General features: G+C 64.6%; 18 protein-coding genes. 11 read left to right on the forward strand and 7 right to left on the reverse strand.

Going from position 1 to position 19,478, the window contains the following annotated elements; all coding sequences use genetic code 11:
• Positions 1–83: 83 nt before the first annotated feature.
• Together H2O77_RS05930 and H2O77_RS05935 are read right to left on the reverse strand one after the other, a co-directional pair.
• Positions 84–1,082, reverse strand: coding sequence for a TRAP transporter substrate-binding protein (locus tag H2O77_RS05930; RefSeq protein ID WP_215824152.1), 999 nt, complete (start codon positions 1,080–1,082; stop codon positions 84–86).
• 168 nt (positions 1,083–1,250) lie between these two features.
• Positions 1,251–2,264 (reverse strand): TRAP transporter substrate-binding protein, encoded by a 1,014-nt coding sequence (locus H2O77_RS05935; RefSeq protein ID WP_215824153.1) that lies wholly within the window; start codon positions 2,262–2,264, stop codon positions 1,251–1,253.
• Positions 2,265–2,586: 322 nt separating this feature from the next.
• Between H2O77_RS05935 and H2O77_RS05940 the strand changes: the two genes are divergently transcribed.
• Both H2O77_RS05940 and H2O77_RS05945 read left to right on the forward strand, forming a co-directional pair.
• Complete coding sequence (locus H2O77_RS05940; protein ID WP_082388794.1) at positions 2,587–3,180, forward strand: Yip1 family protein; 594 nt, start codon at positions 2,587–2,589, stop codon at positions 3,178–3,180.
• 181 nt (positions 3,181–3,361) lie between these two features.
• On the forward strand, positions 3,362–4,318 hold the full coding sequence (locus H2O77_RS05945) for a sugar-binding transcriptional regulator (RefSeq protein ID WP_215824154.1): 957 nt from the start codon (positions 3,362–3,364) through the stop codon (positions 4,316–4,318).
• 455 nt (positions 4,319–4,773) lie between these two features.
• Here the strand turns inward: H2O77_RS05945 and H2O77_RS05950 are convergent, their stop codons facing one another.
• Complete coding sequence (locus H2O77_RS05950) at positions 4,774–4,953, reverse strand: hypothetical protein (RefSeq protein ID WP_215824155.1); 180 nt, start codon at positions 4,951–4,953, stop codon at positions 4,774–4,776.
• Between the two features lie 173 nt (positions 4,954–5,126).
• Here H2O77_RS05950 and H2O77_RS05955 point away from each other — a divergent pair, with 173 nt between their 5' ends.
• From H2O77_RS05955 to xylB, 8 genes are all read left to right on the forward strand, one after another.
• A complete protein-coding gene (locus tag H2O77_RS05955) occupies positions 5,127–6,485 on the forward strand; it encodes a sugar ABC transporter substrate-binding protein (protein ID WP_215824156.1) in 1,359 nt (452 codons plus the stop codon).
• 233 nt (positions 6,486–6,718) lie between these two features.
• Positions 6,719–7,606 (forward strand): sugar ABC transporter permease, encoded by an 888-nt coding sequence (locus H2O77_RS05960; RefSeq protein WP_043334545.1) that lies wholly within the window; start codon positions 6,719–6,721, stop codon positions 7,604–7,606.
• Between the two features lie 28 nt (positions 7,607–7,634).
• Complete coding sequence (locus tag H2O77_RS05965) at positions 7,635–8,522, forward strand: carbohydrate ABC transporter permease (protein WP_199852368.1); 888 nt, start codon at positions 7,635–7,637, stop codon at positions 8,520–8,522.
• A gap of 208 nt (positions 8,523–8,730) precedes the next feature.
• Positions 8,731–9,978 carry a sn-glycerol-3-phosphate ABC transporter ATP-binding protein UgpC gene (gene ugpC / locus H2O77_RS05970; RefSeq protein WP_215824157.1) on the forward strand — a complete coding sequence of 416 codons (1,248 nt, stop codon included), beginning with the start codon at positions 8,731–8,733 and terminating at the stop codon, positions 9,976–9,978.
• 41 nt (positions 9,979–10,019) lie between these two features.
• On the forward strand, positions 10,020–10,730 hold the full coding sequence (locus H2O77_RS05975) for an HAD family phosphatase (RefSeq protein WP_240548727.1): 711 nt from the start codon (positions 10,020–10,022) through the stop codon (positions 10,728–10,730).
• A gap of 21 nt (positions 10,731–10,751) precedes the next feature.
• A complete protein-coding gene (locus tag H2O77_RS05980) occupies positions 10,752–11,594 on the forward strand; it encodes an L-iditol 2-dehydrogenase (protein ID WP_215824158.1) in 843 nt (280 codons plus the stop codon).
• A gap of 59 nt (positions 11,595–11,653) precedes the next feature.
• On the forward strand, positions 11,654–12,355 hold the full coding sequence (locus H2O77_RS05985) for a nucleoside/nucleotide kinase family protein (protein ID WP_346428201.1): 702 nt from the start codon (positions 11,654–11,656) through the stop codon (positions 12,353–12,355).
• 24 nt (positions 12,356–12,379) lie between these two features.
• The gene (xylB, locus tag H2O77_RS05990) at positions 12,380–13,897 is read left to right on the forward strand and encodes a xylulokinase (protein ID WP_215824159.1); all 1,518 of its coding nucleotides are present in this window, start codon (positions 12,380–12,382) and stop codon (positions 13,895–13,897) included.
• Between the two features lie 163 nt (positions 13,898–14,060).
• On the opposite strand, the gene mgrA is transcribed toward xylB, so the two are convergent.
• Positions 14,061–15,089: an L-glyceraldehyde 3-phosphate reductase gene (gene mgrA, locus H2O77_RS05995; RefSeq protein WP_213114295.1), complete on the reverse strand. Its 1,029-nt coding sequence runs from the start codon at positions 15,087–15,089 to the stop codon at positions 14,061–14,063.
• 194 nt (positions 15,090–15,283) lie between these two features.
• Between mgrA and H2O77_RS06000 the strand changes: the two genes are divergently transcribed.
• On the forward strand, positions 15,284–16,189 hold the full coding sequence (locus H2O77_RS06000; RefSeq protein WP_215824160.1) for a LysR family transcriptional regulator: 906 nt from the start codon (positions 15,284–15,286) through the stop codon (positions 16,187–16,189).
• A 133-nt stretch (positions 16,190–16,322) separates the two neighbouring features.
• Here the strand turns inward: H2O77_RS06000 and H2O77_RS06005 are convergent, their stop codons facing one another.
• The 3 genes from H2O77_RS06005 to glcE form a co-directional block, all read right to left on the reverse strand.
• Positions 16,323–16,730 (reverse strand): heme-binding protein, encoded by a 408-nt coding sequence (locus H2O77_RS06005; RefSeq protein ID WP_043334532.1) that lies wholly within the window; start codon positions 16,728–16,730, stop codon positions 16,323–16,325.
• Positions 16,731–16,796: 66 nt separating this feature from the next.
• Positions 16,797–18,149 (reverse strand): glycolate oxidase subunit GlcF, encoded by a 1,353-nt coding sequence (gene glcF, locus H2O77_RS06010; RefSeq protein WP_215824161.1) that lies wholly within the window; start codon positions 18,147–18,149, stop codon positions 16,797–16,799.
• 28 nt (positions 18,150–18,177) lie between these two features.
• Positions 18,178–19,380 carry a glycolate oxidase subunit GlcE gene (glcE, locus tag H2O77_RS06015; protein WP_215824162.1) on the reverse strand — a complete coding sequence of 401 codons (1,203 nt, stop codon included), beginning with the start codon at positions 19,378–19,380 and terminating at the stop codon, positions 18,178–18,180.
• Positions 19,381–19,478 lie beyond the last annotated feature (98 nt).

Raw genomic sequence — 19,478 nt, forward strand, 5'->3', positions numbered from 1 at the left:
ACGTGAAGCGCACGAAGACGACAACGGCACCCGAGGGTGCCGTTGTCGTGTCTGGAGCCTGACGATCATCAGTGCTTTCGGGCTCAGCGCTCAGGACGTGATTCGAGATACCTGCTCAGCAGTTCGCGATCTTTATTGGAGACCTTCTGGTTCCAGCTTTCCACCACATGCTGGCTGGCCTCCTCGAGGGCATCCTGCAGCTCAGGCGGGGCCGGCGTGATCAGCTTCGCGCCGTTCTCCTGCAGGATGGCGTAGGCCTCGTCCAGCACGCTGTGGGTGGCCGTCCAGCCGGCAGACTCGGCGGCATGCGCGGCATCGATCAACGCTTGCTGCTGCGCCTCTGTCAGGTCGTCGAAGCTATCGCGATTCATGTGGATGATATTGAGCGGCATCGCGTAGTTGAGCGTGGTGAAGTGGGGCATGTAGCGGTAGAGCTCAGCACTGACACCGCCCATCGCGGAGGTCAGCGCGCCGTGGATGCTGCCACCGGGCAGCAGGGGTTTGAGCTCTCCCCAGCTCATGACCTGAGGCGCCGCGCCCAGGTTGAGCAGCACACGCTGCGTATTGCGGTCATAGGTGCGGATCGGCATGTCCTCCAGGTCACCACCGTCAGCGATGGGCGTTTTCGACCACAGGCCGCTGGGCGTCCACGGCAGGGCATACAGCAGGATCTGGTTGTACTCGGCGAGCAGTTCCTCGTAGCGCGGCTTCGCGACCACGTACAGGCGGTGAGCTTCATCGAGGTCGTAGGCGATCGCCGGCAGTGAGGAGATGCCGAAGAAGGGGGCTTCCTCGGCGAGCGCGCCACTGAGTGTCGCGGCGATGTCGATGACACCGCCGGCGGTGGCCTGCAGGTGACTGGCGGAGCGAATGTCCGAGCGCAGCTTCAGCGTCAGGTCACCTTCGGACTGGCTGGCGACCTGCTGGCTGAATTCGGCAGCGCGTTGGCCCATCATCGTGTCGGGCTCGTAGTCGCTGCTCATGCTGAGGGTCGTCTGGGCGTGCGCGCTGAGTGCGCTGATCAGGCCTGCCGTGGCCAGGCCAGCGGACAACAGCGCGGAAATGCGTGAGGAAGACGTCATGGGGAATCCTTTCTTTTTGTCATTGACCTTTGCCCGCTAGGGTAGTGCATGCCTGCGTTTATGCTCAGGTGAATCGTGACGTCGCGCATTTTCCCTGCGCTGTCGGGAGAGGTTGCCGCGTGGGGTGGCCGTCATGGCCAAGGTCGGTGGCGTGGGCGCGTGCCTGACTCAGAGGGCATCGCGTTGTGCGAGATAGCGATCCAGCAGTTCGCTTTCCTCAAGGTCAACCTTGCTGCGCCAGCTCTCGATCACGCTGACACTGGCGCGTGCCAGTGAGCGCTTGAGTTCGGGCGAGAGCGGATTGCTGACCGTCACGCCGGCCTCTTCCAGCTGGGCATGGGTCTGCTCCAGGACGCTGGCGATGGCGTTCCAGCTGGTGTCTTCGATCTCGGTCGCGGCGCTGAGAAGGGCCTCGCGCTGGGTGTCGTCGAGCGCTTCGAAGCGTGACCGGCTCATGTGAACGATATTGAGCGGCATGGCGTATTGCAGCGCGGTGTAGTGATCCAGCGTGCGGTTGAGCTCCGCCGTCAGGCCGCCCAGGGCCGAGGTCATCACTGCCTCGATACGGCCTTCGGCCAGCTGCTGTTGCATCGGCTCCCAGCCGAGCACGGTGGCGATGGCGCCAAGGTTGAGCAGTACGCGTTGGGTATTGCGGTCGTAGGCCCGCACGGGCACGCCCCGGAGGTCAGCGCGTGTGGTGATCGGCTTGCGTGACCACAGCCCGCTGGGCGGCCAGGGCAGGGCATAGAGCAGAATCTGGTCATGCTCTTCCAGCAGCGCTTCATAGCTGGGGCGCGCCAGGCGGTAGAGTTCGCGCGCCTGATGCGGGTCATCGACCAGAGTCGGCAGCGAGCTGAGGCCGAACAGCGGCATATCGGCGGCCAGCGCGCCGCTGTGCGAATCGGCCAGCTGGATGATGTCGGCGTTGATGGCCTCGAGGTGATTCACCGAGCGCAGCCGACTCAGCGGGCCCTCTCCGAAGGTGATCGCGAGCTCGCCCCCGCTGAGCGATGCTACCTGATCGACGAACTGCTGGGCGCGCTGGCCCATCATGGTCTGGGGGCCGTATTCGCGGCTCATGGTCAGCTCGACAGGCTCCGCCTGGGCGGGCGTGCCCAGGGTGGCAAGGCCCACTGCCAGGCTCACGCCGAGCGTTCTCTTGATGCCGAACATTCTCTTCATGTCGAGCACTCCCTGCATGACAAGCACTGCCTTCATACCGCTACGCTGTCCGATTGGCATTCGTCGTCATCCATCCATAGGGGGTAAATCAAGTATCCCTCAAAAGTGCAGGGCGTGCTGTCGCTGTCTTGGTCAACGCTTCCCTCGTTGGCCTGTTTCACGCCTGCACCGGCACGATTCGGCAGGGGCAACGGGCGTTGAACTGCCAGTTGGCGCAATGTGGTCTACGCTCAGAACATGGCTGTGCAACTGCCCTGACACGAACTCCGCGCCGGGACCGCATGGCCGGATTGTCGACGACTGTCAACGGGAGGTAGACCACATGCTGACCCACGTATGGGGCTTGATGGCGCATCCGCAACGGGAATGGCAGACCATCCGCAAGGAACACGAATCCATCACCCACCTCTACGCACATCATGTGCTGCTCATGGCGCTGGTGCCTGTCATCTGTGCCTATATCGGGACCACGCAGTTCGGTTGGAGCCTGACGGAAGGCCACGCCATTCTTCTGGAGCCACTGGATGCCTTCTTCGCCGGTATCGCGTTCTATATCGCCATACTGACAGCGATCGGCTTCATGGGCACTGTCATTCACATGCTCTCGCAGCGCTTCTCGGGGCACCCCAGCCGCCGGCGTTGCATCATCTTCGCGGGTTATGTCGCCACGCCGATGTTCCTCGCGGGGCTGGTCGCGCTCTATCCCGTCATCTGGGTGTGTATCCTCGCGGGCACCATTGGCCTGTGTTACAGCGCATACCTGCTGTATCTGGGCATTCCGCCACTGCTCGACATCTCCAACAAGGAAGGCTTCCTCGTCACCGGGTCGACACTGGGGATCGGGGTGCTGGTTCTCGAGGGCCTGCTGGCGGTCACCGTGCTGCTGTGGGGGTATGGCGCACGCTGGTTCATGTAGTCCTTCGCGGCACATCGGCGTCAGTCTGCTGACGTCATCGGCGCGAAAAAGCGCCTCTGCAACGCCTCGCCTTCATCGGCGGGGCGTTGTCGTTTTGCGCGCGGGTTGGCGCGTGGCACTTGTGCTCGGTGGCGGCGGCGTGGAAAGTGTTGGACTCAATCGACAGTGTGGAAGAAAGCGCATGGACAAGTTTGAACAGCGACTGGAGCAGGCTGCGCGGGCTGCATGGTTGTCATATGTCGGTGGACGGACCCAGGACGACATCGCGGTTCAGCTGGGGGTGTCGCGCCCCGGCGTGCAGCGCCTGCTGTCGCTGGCGCGTCAGGAGCGGCTGGTCAAGATCTCCATCGATCATCCCGTGGCCAGCAGCATGGCGCTGTCGGATACGCTGGTGGAGCACTTCGGGCTGAGCTTCTGCGATGTGGTGCCCTCTGACACCCAGTCACCGGAGAGCATCGCGGAGTATCTGGCGGTGGCGGGTGCCGAACGTCTGGCGTTCTATCTCGGTCGCCAGCAGCCGCAGACCATCTCGCTGAGCACCGGGCGTGCGGTGCGTGCGGCGGTGGAAGCGCTGAGTCGCAGCGAGCGCCCCCAGCATCGCATCGTGTCGCTGGTCGGCAATGTGGCGCTGGATGGCTCCTCCAACCGCTATGACGGCGTGATGCTGCTGGCGGACAAGATCGGCGCTGAGCGCTTCCTGCTGCCCGCGCCCGTGGTAGCGGCCAGCATCGAGGAGAAGGAGTCGCTGCAGGGGCAGAATCTGGTCAAGGCGGTGTTCAAGGTCGCCTGTGAGGCCGATGTGGGCATGATCGGCATCGGGCGTCTCGATGCCCAGGCGACGCTGTTCCAGGATCAGTTCATCAGCGCCGCCGAGCGCGATGAACTGATGGAAGTCGGTGCCGTGGGCGAGTTGATGGGCTGGCCGCTGGACACCCATGGCCGGCTGATCGATTGCCCGCTGGCGCAGCGCATCACCAGTGTGCCGCTGACCTCGCTCAAGGCGCAGCCGCTGATCGGGCTGGCGGGCGGGCACGACAAGGTGCCGGCCATCCTGAGTGCGTTGCGCGGTGGTTGGCTGCAGGGGCTGATCATCGATGAGGTGGCTGCCCAGCGGGTCTGCGCGGCCCTCAAGGAGTGAGCAGAGAACTGCCGTCTTCGTATGGCTTCATCGAGATGCCTGCAGCCTGATGGTTTTCTGCTGATGGCTTGCGCTTGACGACTGGCTCCTGTGGATACAGTCCGCACAAGACGCCGTACAAGGCGCCGAGCGAGTCATCGGGAGCAGGGCGGGGCGCATGGCCCCATGCCTTGCTCCTGGTGTCGTTCTTGGTGTCGTTATCGTTGCCAGGGTTCAGCATTGTCGTTGCCCGCGCGATGCCCAGGCGTCCCCGTTACCTTCCCGCCGCTATTGATCCGCCATTCCTTCGCCATTCCCCCGCGATACCTGCGCTTTTTCTTGCCCTTTGCTCTCTATTGGTTCGCTCTTTGTCATCTCTTTATTTTCTCTTCGTTCTCCCATCCTTGCGTCGGAGGCACGACTTTTGGGGCGAACGCTGTCTTCTCTTGTCTGACAATCGAGCGCATTTGTTCGCCTCAATGATAAATAATCGGGGCGGCAATCGTGGCCTGCGTTGTTTCGTTTAACGCTAATATCTGTCTATGCTGAATTGCACGCAAGCTCAGTGGCCATGCCGCCTTGTGGCCTACACCCAAAGGATCAGATCCCAAGGTTGTATAGCCCAAGGTATAGCGCTTCAGGGTTTGCTTTTTCACGGGTCTGATCCGATCATTTGTTCACTGAATGACGTTTTGATCGAACGTGTTTGCGTCGCGATGTCTCGCCAGGACATCCGTTCACCAAGCCGGTTGATGGGAAGGTATCGGTGCCCAAGGCGCCGCTGCCCTCGAAAAGAACAATGCCAATAACGCCCCGATGGAGTGCCCTCATGCGCCTACCTCACATCACCAAGTCCCGCCGTCATCTGCTCTCGCTCGCCAGTGTCGCTGCCCTGGCGCCGCTCAGCGCTCAGGTCAGCGCCGAGACCATCAGCGCCGAGACCATCACCGTCGCGACCGTCAACAACGCCGACATGGTGGTCATGCAGAGCCTGACCAGCGAATTCGAGAAGGCGCATCCGGACATCACCCTCGACTGGGTGGTACTGGAAGAGAACGTGCTGCGTCAGCGTCTGACCACCGATGTGGCGACCCAGGGTGGCCAGTTCGACGTCATGACCATCGGCACCTATGAAGTGCCTATCTGGGCCAAGCATGGCTGGCTGACCAAGCTCGACAACCTGCCGGAAGACTATCAGGTCGATGACCTGATCAAGCCGGTGCGTGATGGTCTGAGCGTGACCGAAGGCGAGAAGAAGGGCCTCTACGCGCTGCCGTTCTATGGCGAAAGCTCCATGCTCTACTACCGCAAGGACCTCTTCGAGCAGGCCGGTATCGAGATGCCCGAGCAGCCGACCTGGAGCCAGGTCAACGACTGGGCCGCCAAGCTCAACTCCGCGGATGAAGGCGTCTACGGCATCTGCCTGCGCGGCAAGCCGGGCTGGGGCGAGAACATGGCGGTGCTGGGTACCATGGTCAACAGCTTCGGCGGCCGCTGGTTCAATGAGGAGTGGGAACCGCAGCTGGATTCCCCGGCCTGGAGCGAGGCCATCAACTTCTACGTCGACATGATGGGCAAGTACGGCCCGCCGGGCGCGACTTCCAACGGCTTCAACGAGAACCTGGCACTGTTCTCAAGCGGCAAGTGCGGCATGTGGGTCGACGCTACCTCGGCGGCCGGCAAGCTCTACAACCCGAAGGAATCTTCCGTGGCCGACAAGCTGGGCTTCGCGCCGGCACCGATCGCCAAGACGGAGAAGGGCTCGCATTGGCTGTGGTCCTGGGCGCTGGCGATTCCGGAATCCTCCAAGTCCAAGGAGGCCGCCCAGACCTTCATCACCTGGGCCACTTCCCAGGAATACGTGAACCTGGTCGGCGAGCGTGAAGGCTGGGCCAGCATCCCGCCGGGCACCCGTGTCTCCACCTACGAGAACCAGTCCTACAAGGACGCCGCACCCTTCGCCGGCTTCGTGATGGACGCCATCACCAGTGCCGACCCGACCGATCCGACCCTGGAGCCGGTGCCCTATGTCGGCGTGCAGATGGTGACCATCCCGGAATTCCAGTCCATCGGTACCCAGGTGGGTCAGATGATCGCCGCGGCGCTGGCCGGCCAGATGTCGGTCGAGCAGGCACTGTCCTCCGCCCAGCGTTCCACCGAGCGCACCATGCGCCAGTCGGGTTACTGATCTGATCCAGCCGGTCTGATCCCAACCGATCTGATCTGAACGTTGCAACGGCCTCCCGTCTTGCCTTGAGCCTCAATCGAAATTGACTCGAAGCACGGCGGGAGCCCCGTCCGGCACCCGCGGTACCCCCTTCCTCTCGAGACTCCTGCAACGCCCTCGCGGCGTGGCACGGGGTGCCTCGGCCTGAAGCCCACCGCATTGCCGGACTTCCTCACCGTATCGAAGGACTCACCATGCGCACGAGAGCATCCGGACGCACCGTCGGGGGATTGCGAACCCTGTCGCTGCAAGCCCCAGCCGTAAGCCTGTTGTTGATGTGGATGCTGGTACCACTGGTTATGACCCTGTGGTTCTCCTTCCAGCGTTACAACCTGATGATGCCGTCGGTGTCCGGCTTTGCCGGCGTCGACAACTATTACTACCTGCTGACCGACCCGTCCCTGTGGACCGCCATGGGCAACACCTTGCTGCTGGTGGGCTGGGTGCTGGTCGCCACCGTGGTCGGCGGCACGCTGCTGGCGGTATTGCTGCAGCAGGAATTCTTCGGCCGCGGCGTCGCGCGCCTGTTCGTGATCGCGCCGTTCTTCATCATGCCCACCGTGAGTGCCCTGGTGTGGAAGAACATGATGATGCACCCGGTCAACGGCATTCTGGCCTGGGTCGCCGGGCTGTTCGGTCTGCCGGCCATCGACTGGTTCGCCAGCCTGCCGCTGACCTCCATCGTGATCATCGTCACCTGGCAGTGGCTGCCGTTCGCGGTGTTGATCCTGCTGACCGCCATCCAGTCACTCGATGACGACCAGGTCGAGGCGGCGCGCATGGACGGGGCAGGGCCGGTGGCGATCTTCTTCTACATCACCCTGCCGCACCTCAAGCGTGCCATCAGCGTCGTGGTGATGATCGAGATGATCTTCCTGCTGACCATCTTCGCCGAGATCTTCGTCACCACCTCCGGTGGTCCGGGGCTTGCCTCGACCAACCTGGCGTACCTGATCTACATCCGCGCCCTGCTGGACTTCGATGTGGGTGGTGCCTCCGCCGGTGGCGTGATCGCCATCATCCTGGCCAATATCGTGGCCTTCTTCCTGGTGCGTACCGTCGCCAAGAATCTCGAGAACTGATGACAAGCGCTCAGCACAGGGAGACTCAATGATGTCGACTTCAACTTCCAATTCCGTGGCCGCCGCCAGCGCTGCCGTCAGCGCCAGTCGCGCGCGCCGCAGCGTGATCAACAAGAAGCTTGTCCTGACCCTGGTGGCCTGGACCATCGCGCTGGTGATGTTCTTCCCGATCTTCTGGATGATCCTCACCAGCTTCAAGACCGAGGCCGAGGCGATCGCCACGCCGCCGAGCCTGTTCTTCACGCCCAGCGTCGAGGGCTATATCGAGATCCAGGCACGTGCGGACTACTTCAAGTACGCCCTCAACAGTGTGGTGATCTCGCTCGGGGCAACGCTGCTGGCGCTGCTGATCGCGATTCCGTCCGCCTACTCGATGGCCTTCCTGCCCACCAAGCGTACCCAGGGGACACTGCTGTGGATGCTGTCGACCAAGATGCTGCCGTCCGTGGGCGTGCTGCTGCCGGTCTACCTGATCTTCCGCGATCTGGGCCTGCTTGATAGCCGTACCGGCCTGATCATCATTTACATGCTGATGAACCTGCCGATCGTGGTCTGGATGCTCTACACCTTCTTCAAGGACATTCCCAAGGACATCCTCGAAGCCGGGCGCATGGATGGCGCCAGCACCCTGCAGGAGATCTTCCACCTGCTGCTGCCGCTGACCCTGCCGGGCATCGCTTCCACCGGTCTGCTGTGCGTGATCCTGAGCTGGAACGAGGCGTTCTGGAGCCTGAACCTGACCACCTCCAACGCCGCGCCGCTGACCGCCTACATCGCGTCCTTCTCCAGTCCTGAGGGACTGTTCTGGGCCAAGCTGTCCGCGGCTTCCACGCTCGCCATCGCGCCGATCCTGATCTTCGGCTGGATGACCCAGAAGCAGATGGTACGCGGCCTGACCTTCGGCGCCGTCAAGTAATCCGCGCCAGTCAGAGACACGCAAGACGCATAAGCCACAGAGAGGTACGCCGCCTGCGCCACATTGGCTGATGAACATTGGCTGATGAACATTGACTGATAGCAGATCAGCGCAGGCGGCCGAGAGCCACACGCATGTTGCACCCTTGCCATGCCACCCAAATTTGCCATCACCTGCCCTCGGGCAGGTGCGGATAAGGAAACTTCCCATGTCCACACTCACGCTCAAGAACATCGTCAAGGAATTCACCACCGGCAGCGGCGCCAGCGCCTCCACCACCCAGGTCATCAAGGGAGTCGACCTGGAAGTGAAGGACCAGGAATTCGTGGTCTTCGTCGGCCCGTCCGGTTGCGGCAAGTCCACGCTGATGCGCATGATCGCCGGTCTCGAGAACGCGACCTCCGGTGACATCCTGATCGATGGCAAGCGCATGAACGATATCGGCCCGGCCGAGCGCGGCCTGGCGATGGTGTTCCAGAGCTACGCGCTCTATCCGCACATGACGGTGGGCGAGAACATGGGCTTCAGCCTCAAGCTCGCCGGCGTCTCCAAGGAAGAGCGCGCCGAGAAGGTCAATGCCGCCGCCGAGGTGCTGCAGCTCGGGCCGCTGCTGGACCGCAAGCCCAAGGCTCTGTCCGGTGGTCAGCGTCAGCGTGTCGCCATCGGCCGCGCCATCGTGCGCAACCCGAGCATCTTCCTGTTCGATGAGCCGCTCTCCAACCTGGACGCCGCACTGCGTGTGCAGATGCGCATCGAGCTGGCGCGCCTGCATGCCGAGCTCAAGGCGACCATGATCTACGTGACCCACGACCAGGTCGAGGCCATGACCATGGCCGACAAGATCGTCGTGCTGCAGGGTGGCGTGGTCGAGCAGGTCGGCTCGCCGATGGAGCTCTACCATCACCCGCGCAACCGCTTCGTGGCCGGCTTCATCGGCTCGCCGAAGATGAACTTCCTCGATATCACCGTCACTGGCGTGGCCGGCGAGGGCGTCACGGTGCGCCTGCCCGATGGCAGCGAGCGTCTGATTCCGGTGGTGAGCCAGACCGAGGATGGTGCCTCGGTCATCGTCGGCGACAGCCTGACGCTGGGCGTGCGCCCCGAGCACCTGATGCTCGACGCGCAAGGCCCGTTCAGCGGCCAGGTGCAGGTCATCGAGCGTCTGGGCGGGGTGACCTCCCTGTACCTGGCGACTCCGGATGGTTCCGGAGACACGCCGATCGGCGGCCTCAAGTCCGACGAGCAGTCCGACAGCGGCTGGATCCTGATGGCGGATGGCGACGTCAATAGCCGCGTGGGTGACAGCATCCGCTACGGCTTCGATACCGAGCGTGCGCACCTCTTCACCCGTGAAGGGCTGGCGCTGCAGAATCTCAACCGTCACCCGCTGACCAGCCTGACGCGTCAGGACAATTCCCTGTCCAGTGCCAGCGCCGCGCAGGAAGCCCGCGCATGAATCGGGCAGCCGCGAATCGGGAAGCCAGAGAGGATGATGAGATGAGTACACCCTTGCAGCAGGTGATCTTCGATTGTGATGGCGTGCTGGTGGACAGCGAAGTGCTGGCCGAGGAGGAGCTGTCGCGTCAGCTGGGTGAGTGGCTGCCGGACCTCGACACCGAGGCCGAGTTGCGCGCGGCGCTGGGCATGACCACCGAGGCCATCCTGGGCCATCTGGAGGCCATGAGTGCTCACACCCTGCCGCCGCAGGCGATGGAGCGCATCGACCACGCCATCGAGTCACGTCTGGCAAATGAACTTGCGCCCATCAGTGGCATGGCGGAACTGCTTGGCGGACTGTTGGCGAATGGCGTGGCCGTGGCGATCGTCTCCAACAGCGCCGAGCGGCGGGTGCGCGCCTCGCTGGCCGCCACCGGTCTGGATCGCTGGCTGGGCTCGGTGCCGCTCTTCACGGCCGAGCAGGTCGCGCGCCCCAAGCCCGCGCCGGACGTCTATCAGCTGGCGCTGCGTCAGCTGGGACGTGATGTTCAGGAGTGCGTGGTGATCGAGGATAGCCTTGCCGGCGTCAGCGCGGCGGTCGCGGCCGGTCTGCGCGTGATCGGCTTCACCGGCGCCGGGCATATTCCGCCGGGCCACGCCCAGCGTCAGCTGGAGGCGGGTGCCTGGCAGAGCCGTGCGAGCATGGAGGAGGTCAGTGGTCTGATCAGTCAGCTGCGTATCGGTCAGGCCAGCGACCTGAGCGCCACATGAGCACCGTCAGGGGGTAACTACATGCAGACGCTATCCGAGTCGGCCAGCAGTGAGCCGCTGACTTCGCCACGCAGTGCCCGGCTCGCCGGCAAGGTGGCGGTGGTCACCGGCGCTGCGGGCGGTATCGGCCTGGCCATCGCCACCCGCTATGTCGCCGAAGGCGCCTATGTGGCGCTGGCGGACATCAATGGCGAGGCGGCGGAGCGCGCCGCCCAGAAGCTGCGCGAGCAGGCCGGGCCACAGGCACGCGTCCTGGCGGTGACGCTGGACGTGACGTCGAGCGTCTCGCGTCAGAGCATGCTGGAATGCGTGCAGGCACAGCTGGGGCCGATCGATATCCTGATCAACAATGCCGCCGTCTTCGCCATGGCGCCGGTGCTGGAGGTCAGCGAGGGCATGCTGCGCCACCAGCTGGCGGTCAATGTCGAGGGCCTGTTCTTCACTCTGCAGGCGGTGGCCAGAACGATGGTCGAGCGCGGGCAGGGCGGCAAGATCATCAACATGGCCTCGCAGGCCGGACGACGCGGCGAGGCGCTGGTCAGCGCCTATTGTGCCTCCAAGGCCGCCGTGATCAGCCTGACCCAGTCCTGCGGGCTTGATCTCATCCGCCATGGCATCAATGTCAATGGCATCGCGCCGGGCGTGGTCGACACGCCGATGTGGGATCAGGTCGATGCGCTGTTCGCCCATCATGAACAGCGCCCGCTGGGCGAGAAGAAACGTCTGGTCGGTGAGGCGGTACCCTATGGACGCATGGGGCTGCCGGATGACCACGCCGGCGCCGCGGTATTTCTGGCCTGTGAAGACAGCGATTTCGTCGTCGCCCAGACACTCAATGTCGACGGTGGCAACTGGATGAGCTAAGGATGAGAGACACCTTCCGTCCCGCTGCAAGGGTGCGCATCCATGAATGAGGTAGTCACGTGACATCTTTACCCGATTCTCGCCTGGCCCACATGTCGCCCTCGTTGGACGACATGGCCAGCCGTGTGCTGGCGGAGCACGCCTCCAGTCAGCGCACACGTACCATCGTGGCCCTCGCCGGCCCGCCGGCGGCTGGCAAGTCGACGTTGTCGGAATCCCTGTGCGAGACCCTCAATGCGCTGGAATCCGGCATCGCCGTGGTGGTGCCGATGGATGGCTATCACTACGACAACGCCGTGCTGGCGCCGCAGGGCCTGCTCTACGTCAAGGGCGCACCGGAGACCTTCGATGCGCGCGGGCTCTATCATGATCTCGTCAGGGTGCGCGCCGATGATGGCCCGGTCGCCGTGCCGGTCTTCGATCGCCCGCTGGACCTGGCACGTGCCGGTGGCCGCGTGGTCGAGACTCACCATCGCATCGTGCTGGTCGAGGGCAACTATCTGCTGCTGCGCCACGCGCCCTGGGACGCGCTGCTCGGCTTGTTCGACATCAGCATCTTTCTGGATATCGAGGATGAGGTGCTGGTGCCGCGTCTGTTGCATCGCTGGCGCGAGATGGGCCAGGATGCCCGCGGTGCCCACGAGCGCACCCATCACAAGGACATGCTCAACGCGCACCTGATCAAGCAGGACTCGCTCAACGCCGACTGGCGTTGGCGCCTTGCGAATGCCCCCATCGGCCCCGATGGGGAAGACAGCTGAATGACGGATGGCAGGGAGAGCCCCATGTGGGTAGGCGTTGATTGTGGGACTCAGAGTACCAAGGTGGTGATCGTCGATCCGGCCTGCGGCAGCATCGTGGCCCAGGGCCAGCGCAGTCATGCGCTGCAGGAAGGTGCCAACGGACGCCGCGAGCAGGATCCGCAGGACTGGGTGGCGGCGCTTGAGGGCGCCTTCGCTGATGCACTGGCCGCCTCGCGGCTGGACCCGCAGCGCATCACGGCGATCGGAGTGTCCGGTCAGCAGCATGGCATGGTGGTGCTGGATGAGGCCGGTGTGCCGCTCCATCCGGCCAAGCTGTGGTGTGACACCGAGACCAGCGAGCACAATGCCGCACTGATCGCGGCGCTGGGAGGTGAGGCGGGCTGTCTGGAGACGCTCGGCCTGGTGCTGCAGACCGGTTACACCGCCTCCAAGCTCGCCTGGCTGCGTGAGCAGCATCCCGAGCGCTACCAGCGCATCGCCAGCATCCTGCTGCCGCATGACTATCTCAACTTCTGGCTGACCGGCGAGCGCGTCGCCGAATACGGCGATGCCTCGGGCACCGGCTATTTCGATACGCGGCGGCGCTGCTGGCATCTGGATGTCTTCGCGCAGATCGCCCCGGAGCTTGATGCCCGGCGCGTGCTGCCCCGATTGATCGAATCCCACGAGCCGGCCGGGCGCATTCGCCCCGAGATCGCCGCGCGCTTCGGGCTGCGTGACGACGTCATCGTCTCCAGTGGTGGCGGCGACAACATGATGAGCGCCATCGGTACCGGCAACATCGCGCCGGGGCGGGTGACGCTCAGCATGGGCACCTCCGGCACGGTATGCGCCTGGTCGGCGGACTATCCGGCCGGCTGTGACCCTCAGGTCGCCAGTTTCAGCGCCAGCGATGGTGGCTGGCTGCCGCTGGTGTGCACCATGAATGTGACCTCGGCCACCACGCGGGTACGCGAGATGTTCGGCTTCGACATCGCCACCTTCTCCGCCCAGGTGGCAAGCGCCCCGCGCGGGGCCGAGGGCGTGCAGGCGCTGCCGTTCTTCAATGGTGAGCGTGTGCCGATGCTGCCGCGTGCCCAGGCCAGTTTCCATGGGCTGGACAGCCGCAATGCCACCCCGGCCAACCTGTGCCGCGCGACCATGGAAGGCGCAAGTTACGGCCTGCGCTACGCACTCGAGTGCATGGGGCCGTTAGGCAGTGAGGCGCGCCAGATCCGCCTGGTGGGCGGTGGCGCCAAAAGTCCGCTGTGGCGTCAGATGCTGGCGGACATTCTCGGCCTCGAGGTGGTCTGCCCGCAGGTGACCGAGGCCGCGGCGCTGGGGGCCGCGATTCAGGCGGGCTGGTGTCTGGGCCAGTCAGGCGCAGATGGACAGGGTCGCCACAGCGAGACGCTTGAGCAACTGTGCGAGCGGCTGGTCGCGCTGGATCACGCGACACTCGCCCGGCCTCAGGCCGAAGGAGTGGCCGCCTACCGCAAGGGCTACGCCGATTACCGCGCGCTGCTGGCCAGCGAGCACGGCATTGCCGCCGGCGGCTGAGCACGTTGTCAGAGCTCGTTGTCAGAGCTCGTTGTCAGAGCACGGCGGCTGAACTCAATGCATCAGCACGTCACGCCAAACACATCGCCCCCGTCGAGTCTCACTCGGCGGGGGCGATGTGTTTCACGCGCTTCACGGCATCAGTCGCGGCTCAGGCACGAGCTCAGGCATTGGACGAGCGCGCCCATAGATTGACTCCGCCATCGATGGCGTAGCGGTCGATCTCGTCGAGCTCGGCCTGGGTGAAGTCGAGATGATCCAGTGCCTTGACGCAATCGCTGACCTGCTCCGGACGGCTGGCGCCGATCAGTGCGGTGGTGACGCGGTTGCCACGCAGCGCCCAGGCGAGGGCCATCTGGGCCAGCGACTGGCCACGGCGCTCGGCGATGGCGTTGAGGGCGCGCACCCGCTCCAGATTGTCCTCGGTGAGGTGGTCTTCCTTGATCGCTCCGCCGCGTGCCAGGCGGCTATCCTGTGGCACGCCGCCCAGATACTTGTTGGTCAGTACGCCCTGGGCCAGCGGCGAGAACACGATGGAGCCGATGCCCTCGTCATCGAGGGTGTCGAGCAGGCCGTCTTCCTCGATCCAGCGATTGATCATCGAGTAGCTGGGCTGATGGATGATGCACGGCGTGCCCAGCTCGCGCAGGATGGCGGCGGCTTCGCGGGTGCGCTGGGCATTGTAGGAGGAGATGCCCGCATAGAGCGCCTTGCCGGAGCGCACGGCGCTGTCAAGCGCGCCCATCGTCTCTTCCAGCGGCGTGTCCGGATCGAAGCGGTGCGAATAGAAGATGTCGACGTAATCGAGATCCATGCGCTTGAGGCTCTGATCCAGGCTCGAGAGCAGGTACTTGCGGCTGCCCCATTCGCCGTAGGGGCCAGGCCACATGTGATAGCCCGCCTTGGTGGAGATCACCATCTCATCGCGATAGCCGGCGAAGTCGCGCTTGAGCATGCGACCGAACATTTCCTCGGCGCTGCCCGGCGGCGGCCCGTAGTTGTTGGCCAGATCGAAGTGGGTGATGCCCAGATCGAAGGCGGTCTGGCAGATGGCGCGCGCATTGTCTTCGTGGGCGTTGTTGCCGAAGTTGTGCCAGAGCCCCAGTGACAGGCGGGGCAGTTTGAGGCCGCTCTTGCCGCAGCGCTGGTAGTGCATGCGTTCGTAGCGATCTTCAGCCGGGGTATAGCGCATGGCGGAGTCCTTTCGCGAGTGGAGGCGTCGATGTCACACAGAGATGAAGTGATATCGAGTGACGCCTTCAGTCTAGGTCGCGTCTGCAGGTCTGATAAGCACATGCAAACGAATAGATTGTTCGCCAGAACGGACAATACTGTGGCAGGCTCGATCACTGAAATTCCGGGTGACTGACATGAGGAGCAGGCAGGATGCGGCATCACAAGCAGGTGGAGCGACTGATGTTGTTCGCTCAGGTGGCGGAAACCCTCAGCTTCACCCGGGCGGCCAAGGTGCTGGGCGTGTCGCGTGCTCATCTTTCCGAGCAGGTGCGGCGGCTGGAGCAGGACATCGGGGCGCCCTTGCTGATCCGCACCACGCGGGCGGTACGCCTCACCGAGGAGGGCGAGCGTATTCGCCAGCGCATGCAATCGGTGCATGGCGAACTGCTGGCACTGGAGCGTGAGCTTGAACACGACATCGAGCAGTCGAGTGAGTCGGAGCGTCAGGGCTACAGCGGGGTGTTGCGCATCACGGCGCCGGTGCTGTTCGCCGAGCGCTATCTGGTCGAGGTCTGCAATGCCTTTCAGGCCCGCCATCCGGCGGTCGAGCTGCGTCTGGACGTCAGTTACGAGAGTCATGACCTGACCCGCGAGCCATTTGATGTGGCATTTCGCGCCACGCGCACGCCACCGGACAACATGATCGCGCGTCGCCTGCTCGATTACGTCCACTGCTGCTGCGCCTCGCCTGAGTACCTTGCCGCGCATGGCACGCCGCACACGGCCGCGGCGCTTGGTGATCATCGCTGCCACGTCTGGTCAGGGCAGTCCGGCTGGCCGCTGGCCAGTGGTGAGGTCAGTCTCGCGGGGGGATTGGCCATCAATGATCACCGCCTGCTCAAGCAGCAGGCGCTGGGTCATGCCGGCATCATCCGGGTAGCCCATTATCTGGTCGACCGTGAGCTGGCCGAAGGCCGTCTGGTGCGTCTGCTGGCGCACGAGGAGGGCGAGCCCAACAGCATCTACATGCTCTATCCCCAGCGCCTGCCGCAGTCGGGCAAGCTGCGTGCCTTCATGGCGGCGGTGGAAGCCGCGATGCCGCCGCACAGTGCGTGACGGCAAGTCACAGGCGTAAGAGGGGCATATGTAAAAGCGGCATATGCATGAGGGGCATATGCAAAAAGACCGCCGAGCCCTGATGGGCGCGGCGGTCTTTTCATTCGCCTATTTTATCCAGGCTGGCGGAGCCTTAGAGGCCCAGTGCGGCGACGCCGGCCTTGGCGATCTGGGCATCCTGCTCCGGCTTGACGCCGGACACGCCGATGCTGCCGGCGATCTGGCCTTCGACCATCACCGGCACGCCGCCGCCCAGCATGCCTTCCAGCTGCGGTGCTGACAGGAAGGCGGTGCGTCCGCCGTTGATGGAGTCCTCGAACAGCTGGGTCTCGCGGCGACCCAGGGCGGCGCTCTTGGCCTTCTCCTGGGCGAAGTAGCCGGTCATCGCCGGGGTGTCGTCTAGGCGACGCAGGCCCAGCGGGTGGCCGCCATCGTCGGCAACGGCGATGGAGACGGCCCAGCCATTGGCCTCGGCTTCCTTCTGGGCGGCGTCCAGCATCTGATTGACGTCAGCGAGGGTCAGTACGTGGCGAGTGATCATCGGGCTTCCTTGGCAGTGGTGAGGGAAAAGGACAGTGAAAGAGATAGTGAAACAGATAGCGACGCTTCATTCCTGCGGGAGCGTCTCGGGCAGGGCGTCATCCACCAGTTCGATCCAGTGACTCACCGGCGTGCGTCCGGCGCTCGAGAGATGCGTCTGACAGCCGATGTTGGCGGTGGCGATGCGCGCAGGCCCGTTGGCCTCCAGCGCCTCAAGCTTGCGGTCTCGCAGCTGGCGTGACAACTCCGGTTGCGTGATCGAGTAGGTGCCGGCGGACCCGCAGCACAGATGGCCCTCCATGACAGGCGCCAGCGTGAAGCCCAGTTGCGACAGGATCTTCTCCACCTCGCCGCCCAGCCCCTGGGCATGTTGCAGGGTGCAGGGGCAATGGAAGGCCAGCGGTTGTTGGTCGGGCGCGGCCGCGAGACTCTGTCGATCTTGGCGGGCGATCTCCTCGCCCAGCACTTCGACGATATCGCGGGCCAGGGCACTTACACGTACGGCGCGCTCAGCATAGTCCGGATCATCGGCCAGCATCTCGCCATATTCCTTGACGAAGGCTCCGCAGCCACTGGCGGTCTGCACGATTGCTTCCGCACCGGCCTCGATGGCCGGCCACCAGGCATCGATGTTGGCACGCATGCGCGCGCGTCCGGCCTGCTGGGCGTTGAGGTGATAGTCGATGGCACCGCAGCAGCCAGCCTCCTGAATGGGCGTGACGCCGATGCCGAAGCGCGCCAGCACACGGGCAGTGGCGGCATTGATGTTGGGGGCCAGGCCCGGTTGCACGCAGCCCTCCAGCATCAGCACCTGGCGTGATAGCACTTGATGTGGAAGCCCTTGGCGTGAAAGCGCCTGATCAGAAGGCGTCGCGGTGACGGGCGCAGCTGGGTGCTCGGCTTGACGGTCGCGCTCGCGGGTCAGCGGGATCTTGTCGGCCAGCGCGCCAGGCGCGAGGGGACGAAAGCGCACGCCAAGTGCCAGCAGGGCCTTGAAGCGCGCGGGTTCGACCAGCGCATGGCGCAGGCCACTGCGCAGCAGGCGCTCTCGCCACGGGCGGCCGACGCGGCGCTCCAGTTCCTGGCGCCCGATATCGAGCAGGGTGTGATACTGCACGCCCGACGGGCAGGTGGTTTCGCAGCTGCGACAGCTCAGGCAGCGATCCAGATGCCGCTGGGTCTCGCGGGTGATCTCGCTGGCCTGCTGGCGGGTGCTGGCGTCCTGGCTCTCGGGGTCGCTCTCCAGCAGGTGCTTGATCAGATAGATGCGCCCGCGCGGCCCGTCGCGCTCATCGCCCAGCAGCTGATAGGTGGGGCAGGTGGCATTGCAGAAGCCGCAATGCACGCAGCTGCGCAGGACCTTGTCGGCCCGCTGGATATGCGGTCTGGCAAGCGCGGCGTCACTGAAGTGGGTCTGCATTCAGGTGCGTCTCCTGTCGTGGCGTGAGTCACATCTCGGCATACAGGCGCCCGGGATTGAGGATGCCGTGGGGGTCCAGCTGCTGCTTGAGCTGAAGGTGATAGCGGGCATTGGGGGCGGCCAGCGGCATCAGCGGACTGTCCTCGGCGGCGACGGTGCCCGGGGTATAACAGATGGCATGGCCGCCCAGCCGACTGGCCAGCGAGCGGATGCGCTGGGCCGGGGCATCGCTTGCGAGCCAGCGCTGGGCACCCGCCCAGTCACACAGCAGGTCGGCGTCATCCAGAGGGCCCAGCAGTTCGCTGACGGCGGCTTGCCACTCGAGGTGGTCCAGCGCCAACGGCAGCGACAGTCGCCACAGCGCCTGATGCGGCGCGCGCGCGCTGAAGAAGGGCAGGCGGTGCTCACGCAGCTCAATCCAGTGCGCCGTCGCCTGATCCGCCGTCAGGGCCTCGCCGCCCAGCTGCTCGCACCCGGCCTGGACCGAACGCTCGCCTCCTTCCAGACGCAGGGTGAGGTGGCCGTCATGCCAGCTGGTCGCCGTGATCGGCAGCGGCGTGCGGCCCCAGGCATTCAGGCGAGTCAGCGCCTCGGCGAGGCTGAGTTCCAGACACAGCGATTCGCTTGCCACCGGGCGCGGCATCACCTTGAGCGAGACTTCGCTGATCACGCCCAACGTGCCCTGAGCGCCGCACATCAGGCGCGACAGGTCGTAGCCCGCCACGTTCTTCATCACTTCCCCGCCGAAACGCAGCGCCTTGCCGTCGGCACTGATGATGCGCGTGCCCAGCACCAGGTCACGCAGGCTGCCGCTCCAGGGGCGGCGTGGGCCGCTGAGTCCCGAGGCGAGCGTGCCGCCGACGGTCGCCGCGGGGCCGAAGTGGGGCGGCTCGCAGCTCAGGTGCTGACCTTGCTCGGCGAGTACGGCCTCCAGCGTCGCCAGCGGCGTGCCTGCGCGCACCGAGACCATCAGCTCCACCGGGTCGTAGTGGGTGATGCCATGATGCGCGCGCATGTCGAGCACTTCCTCGGCGGCCACTTCGCGGCCGAGGAAGGCCTTGCTGCCACTGCCGGCGATGCGCAGCGGGCGCTTCGCCTCATGGGCAGCGCGGACCTGTGCGCGGAGTGCCTCGCTGGCATCCTGTTGCTGTGGAGGCTGGCTGGCGGCAGGCGTAGCGCACTCGGCATGGCTTGGCACCTGATCCTGGAGCGAATCATATGGCTCTGGCATGGCATGTCTCTATGAATTGGCGATGAATTGGCGAACGTCAGGTAGCGAAAGGTCAGGCGGCAGCGGATTCGAGAGCTGTCCATGACAGAGAAACCGTC

It is taken from the genome of Cobetia sp. 4B (assembly GCF_018831605.1).
Taxonomy (GTDB): Bacteria; Pseudomonadota; Gammaproteobacteria; order Pseudomonadales; family Halomonadaceae; genus Cobetia; species Cobetia amphilecti.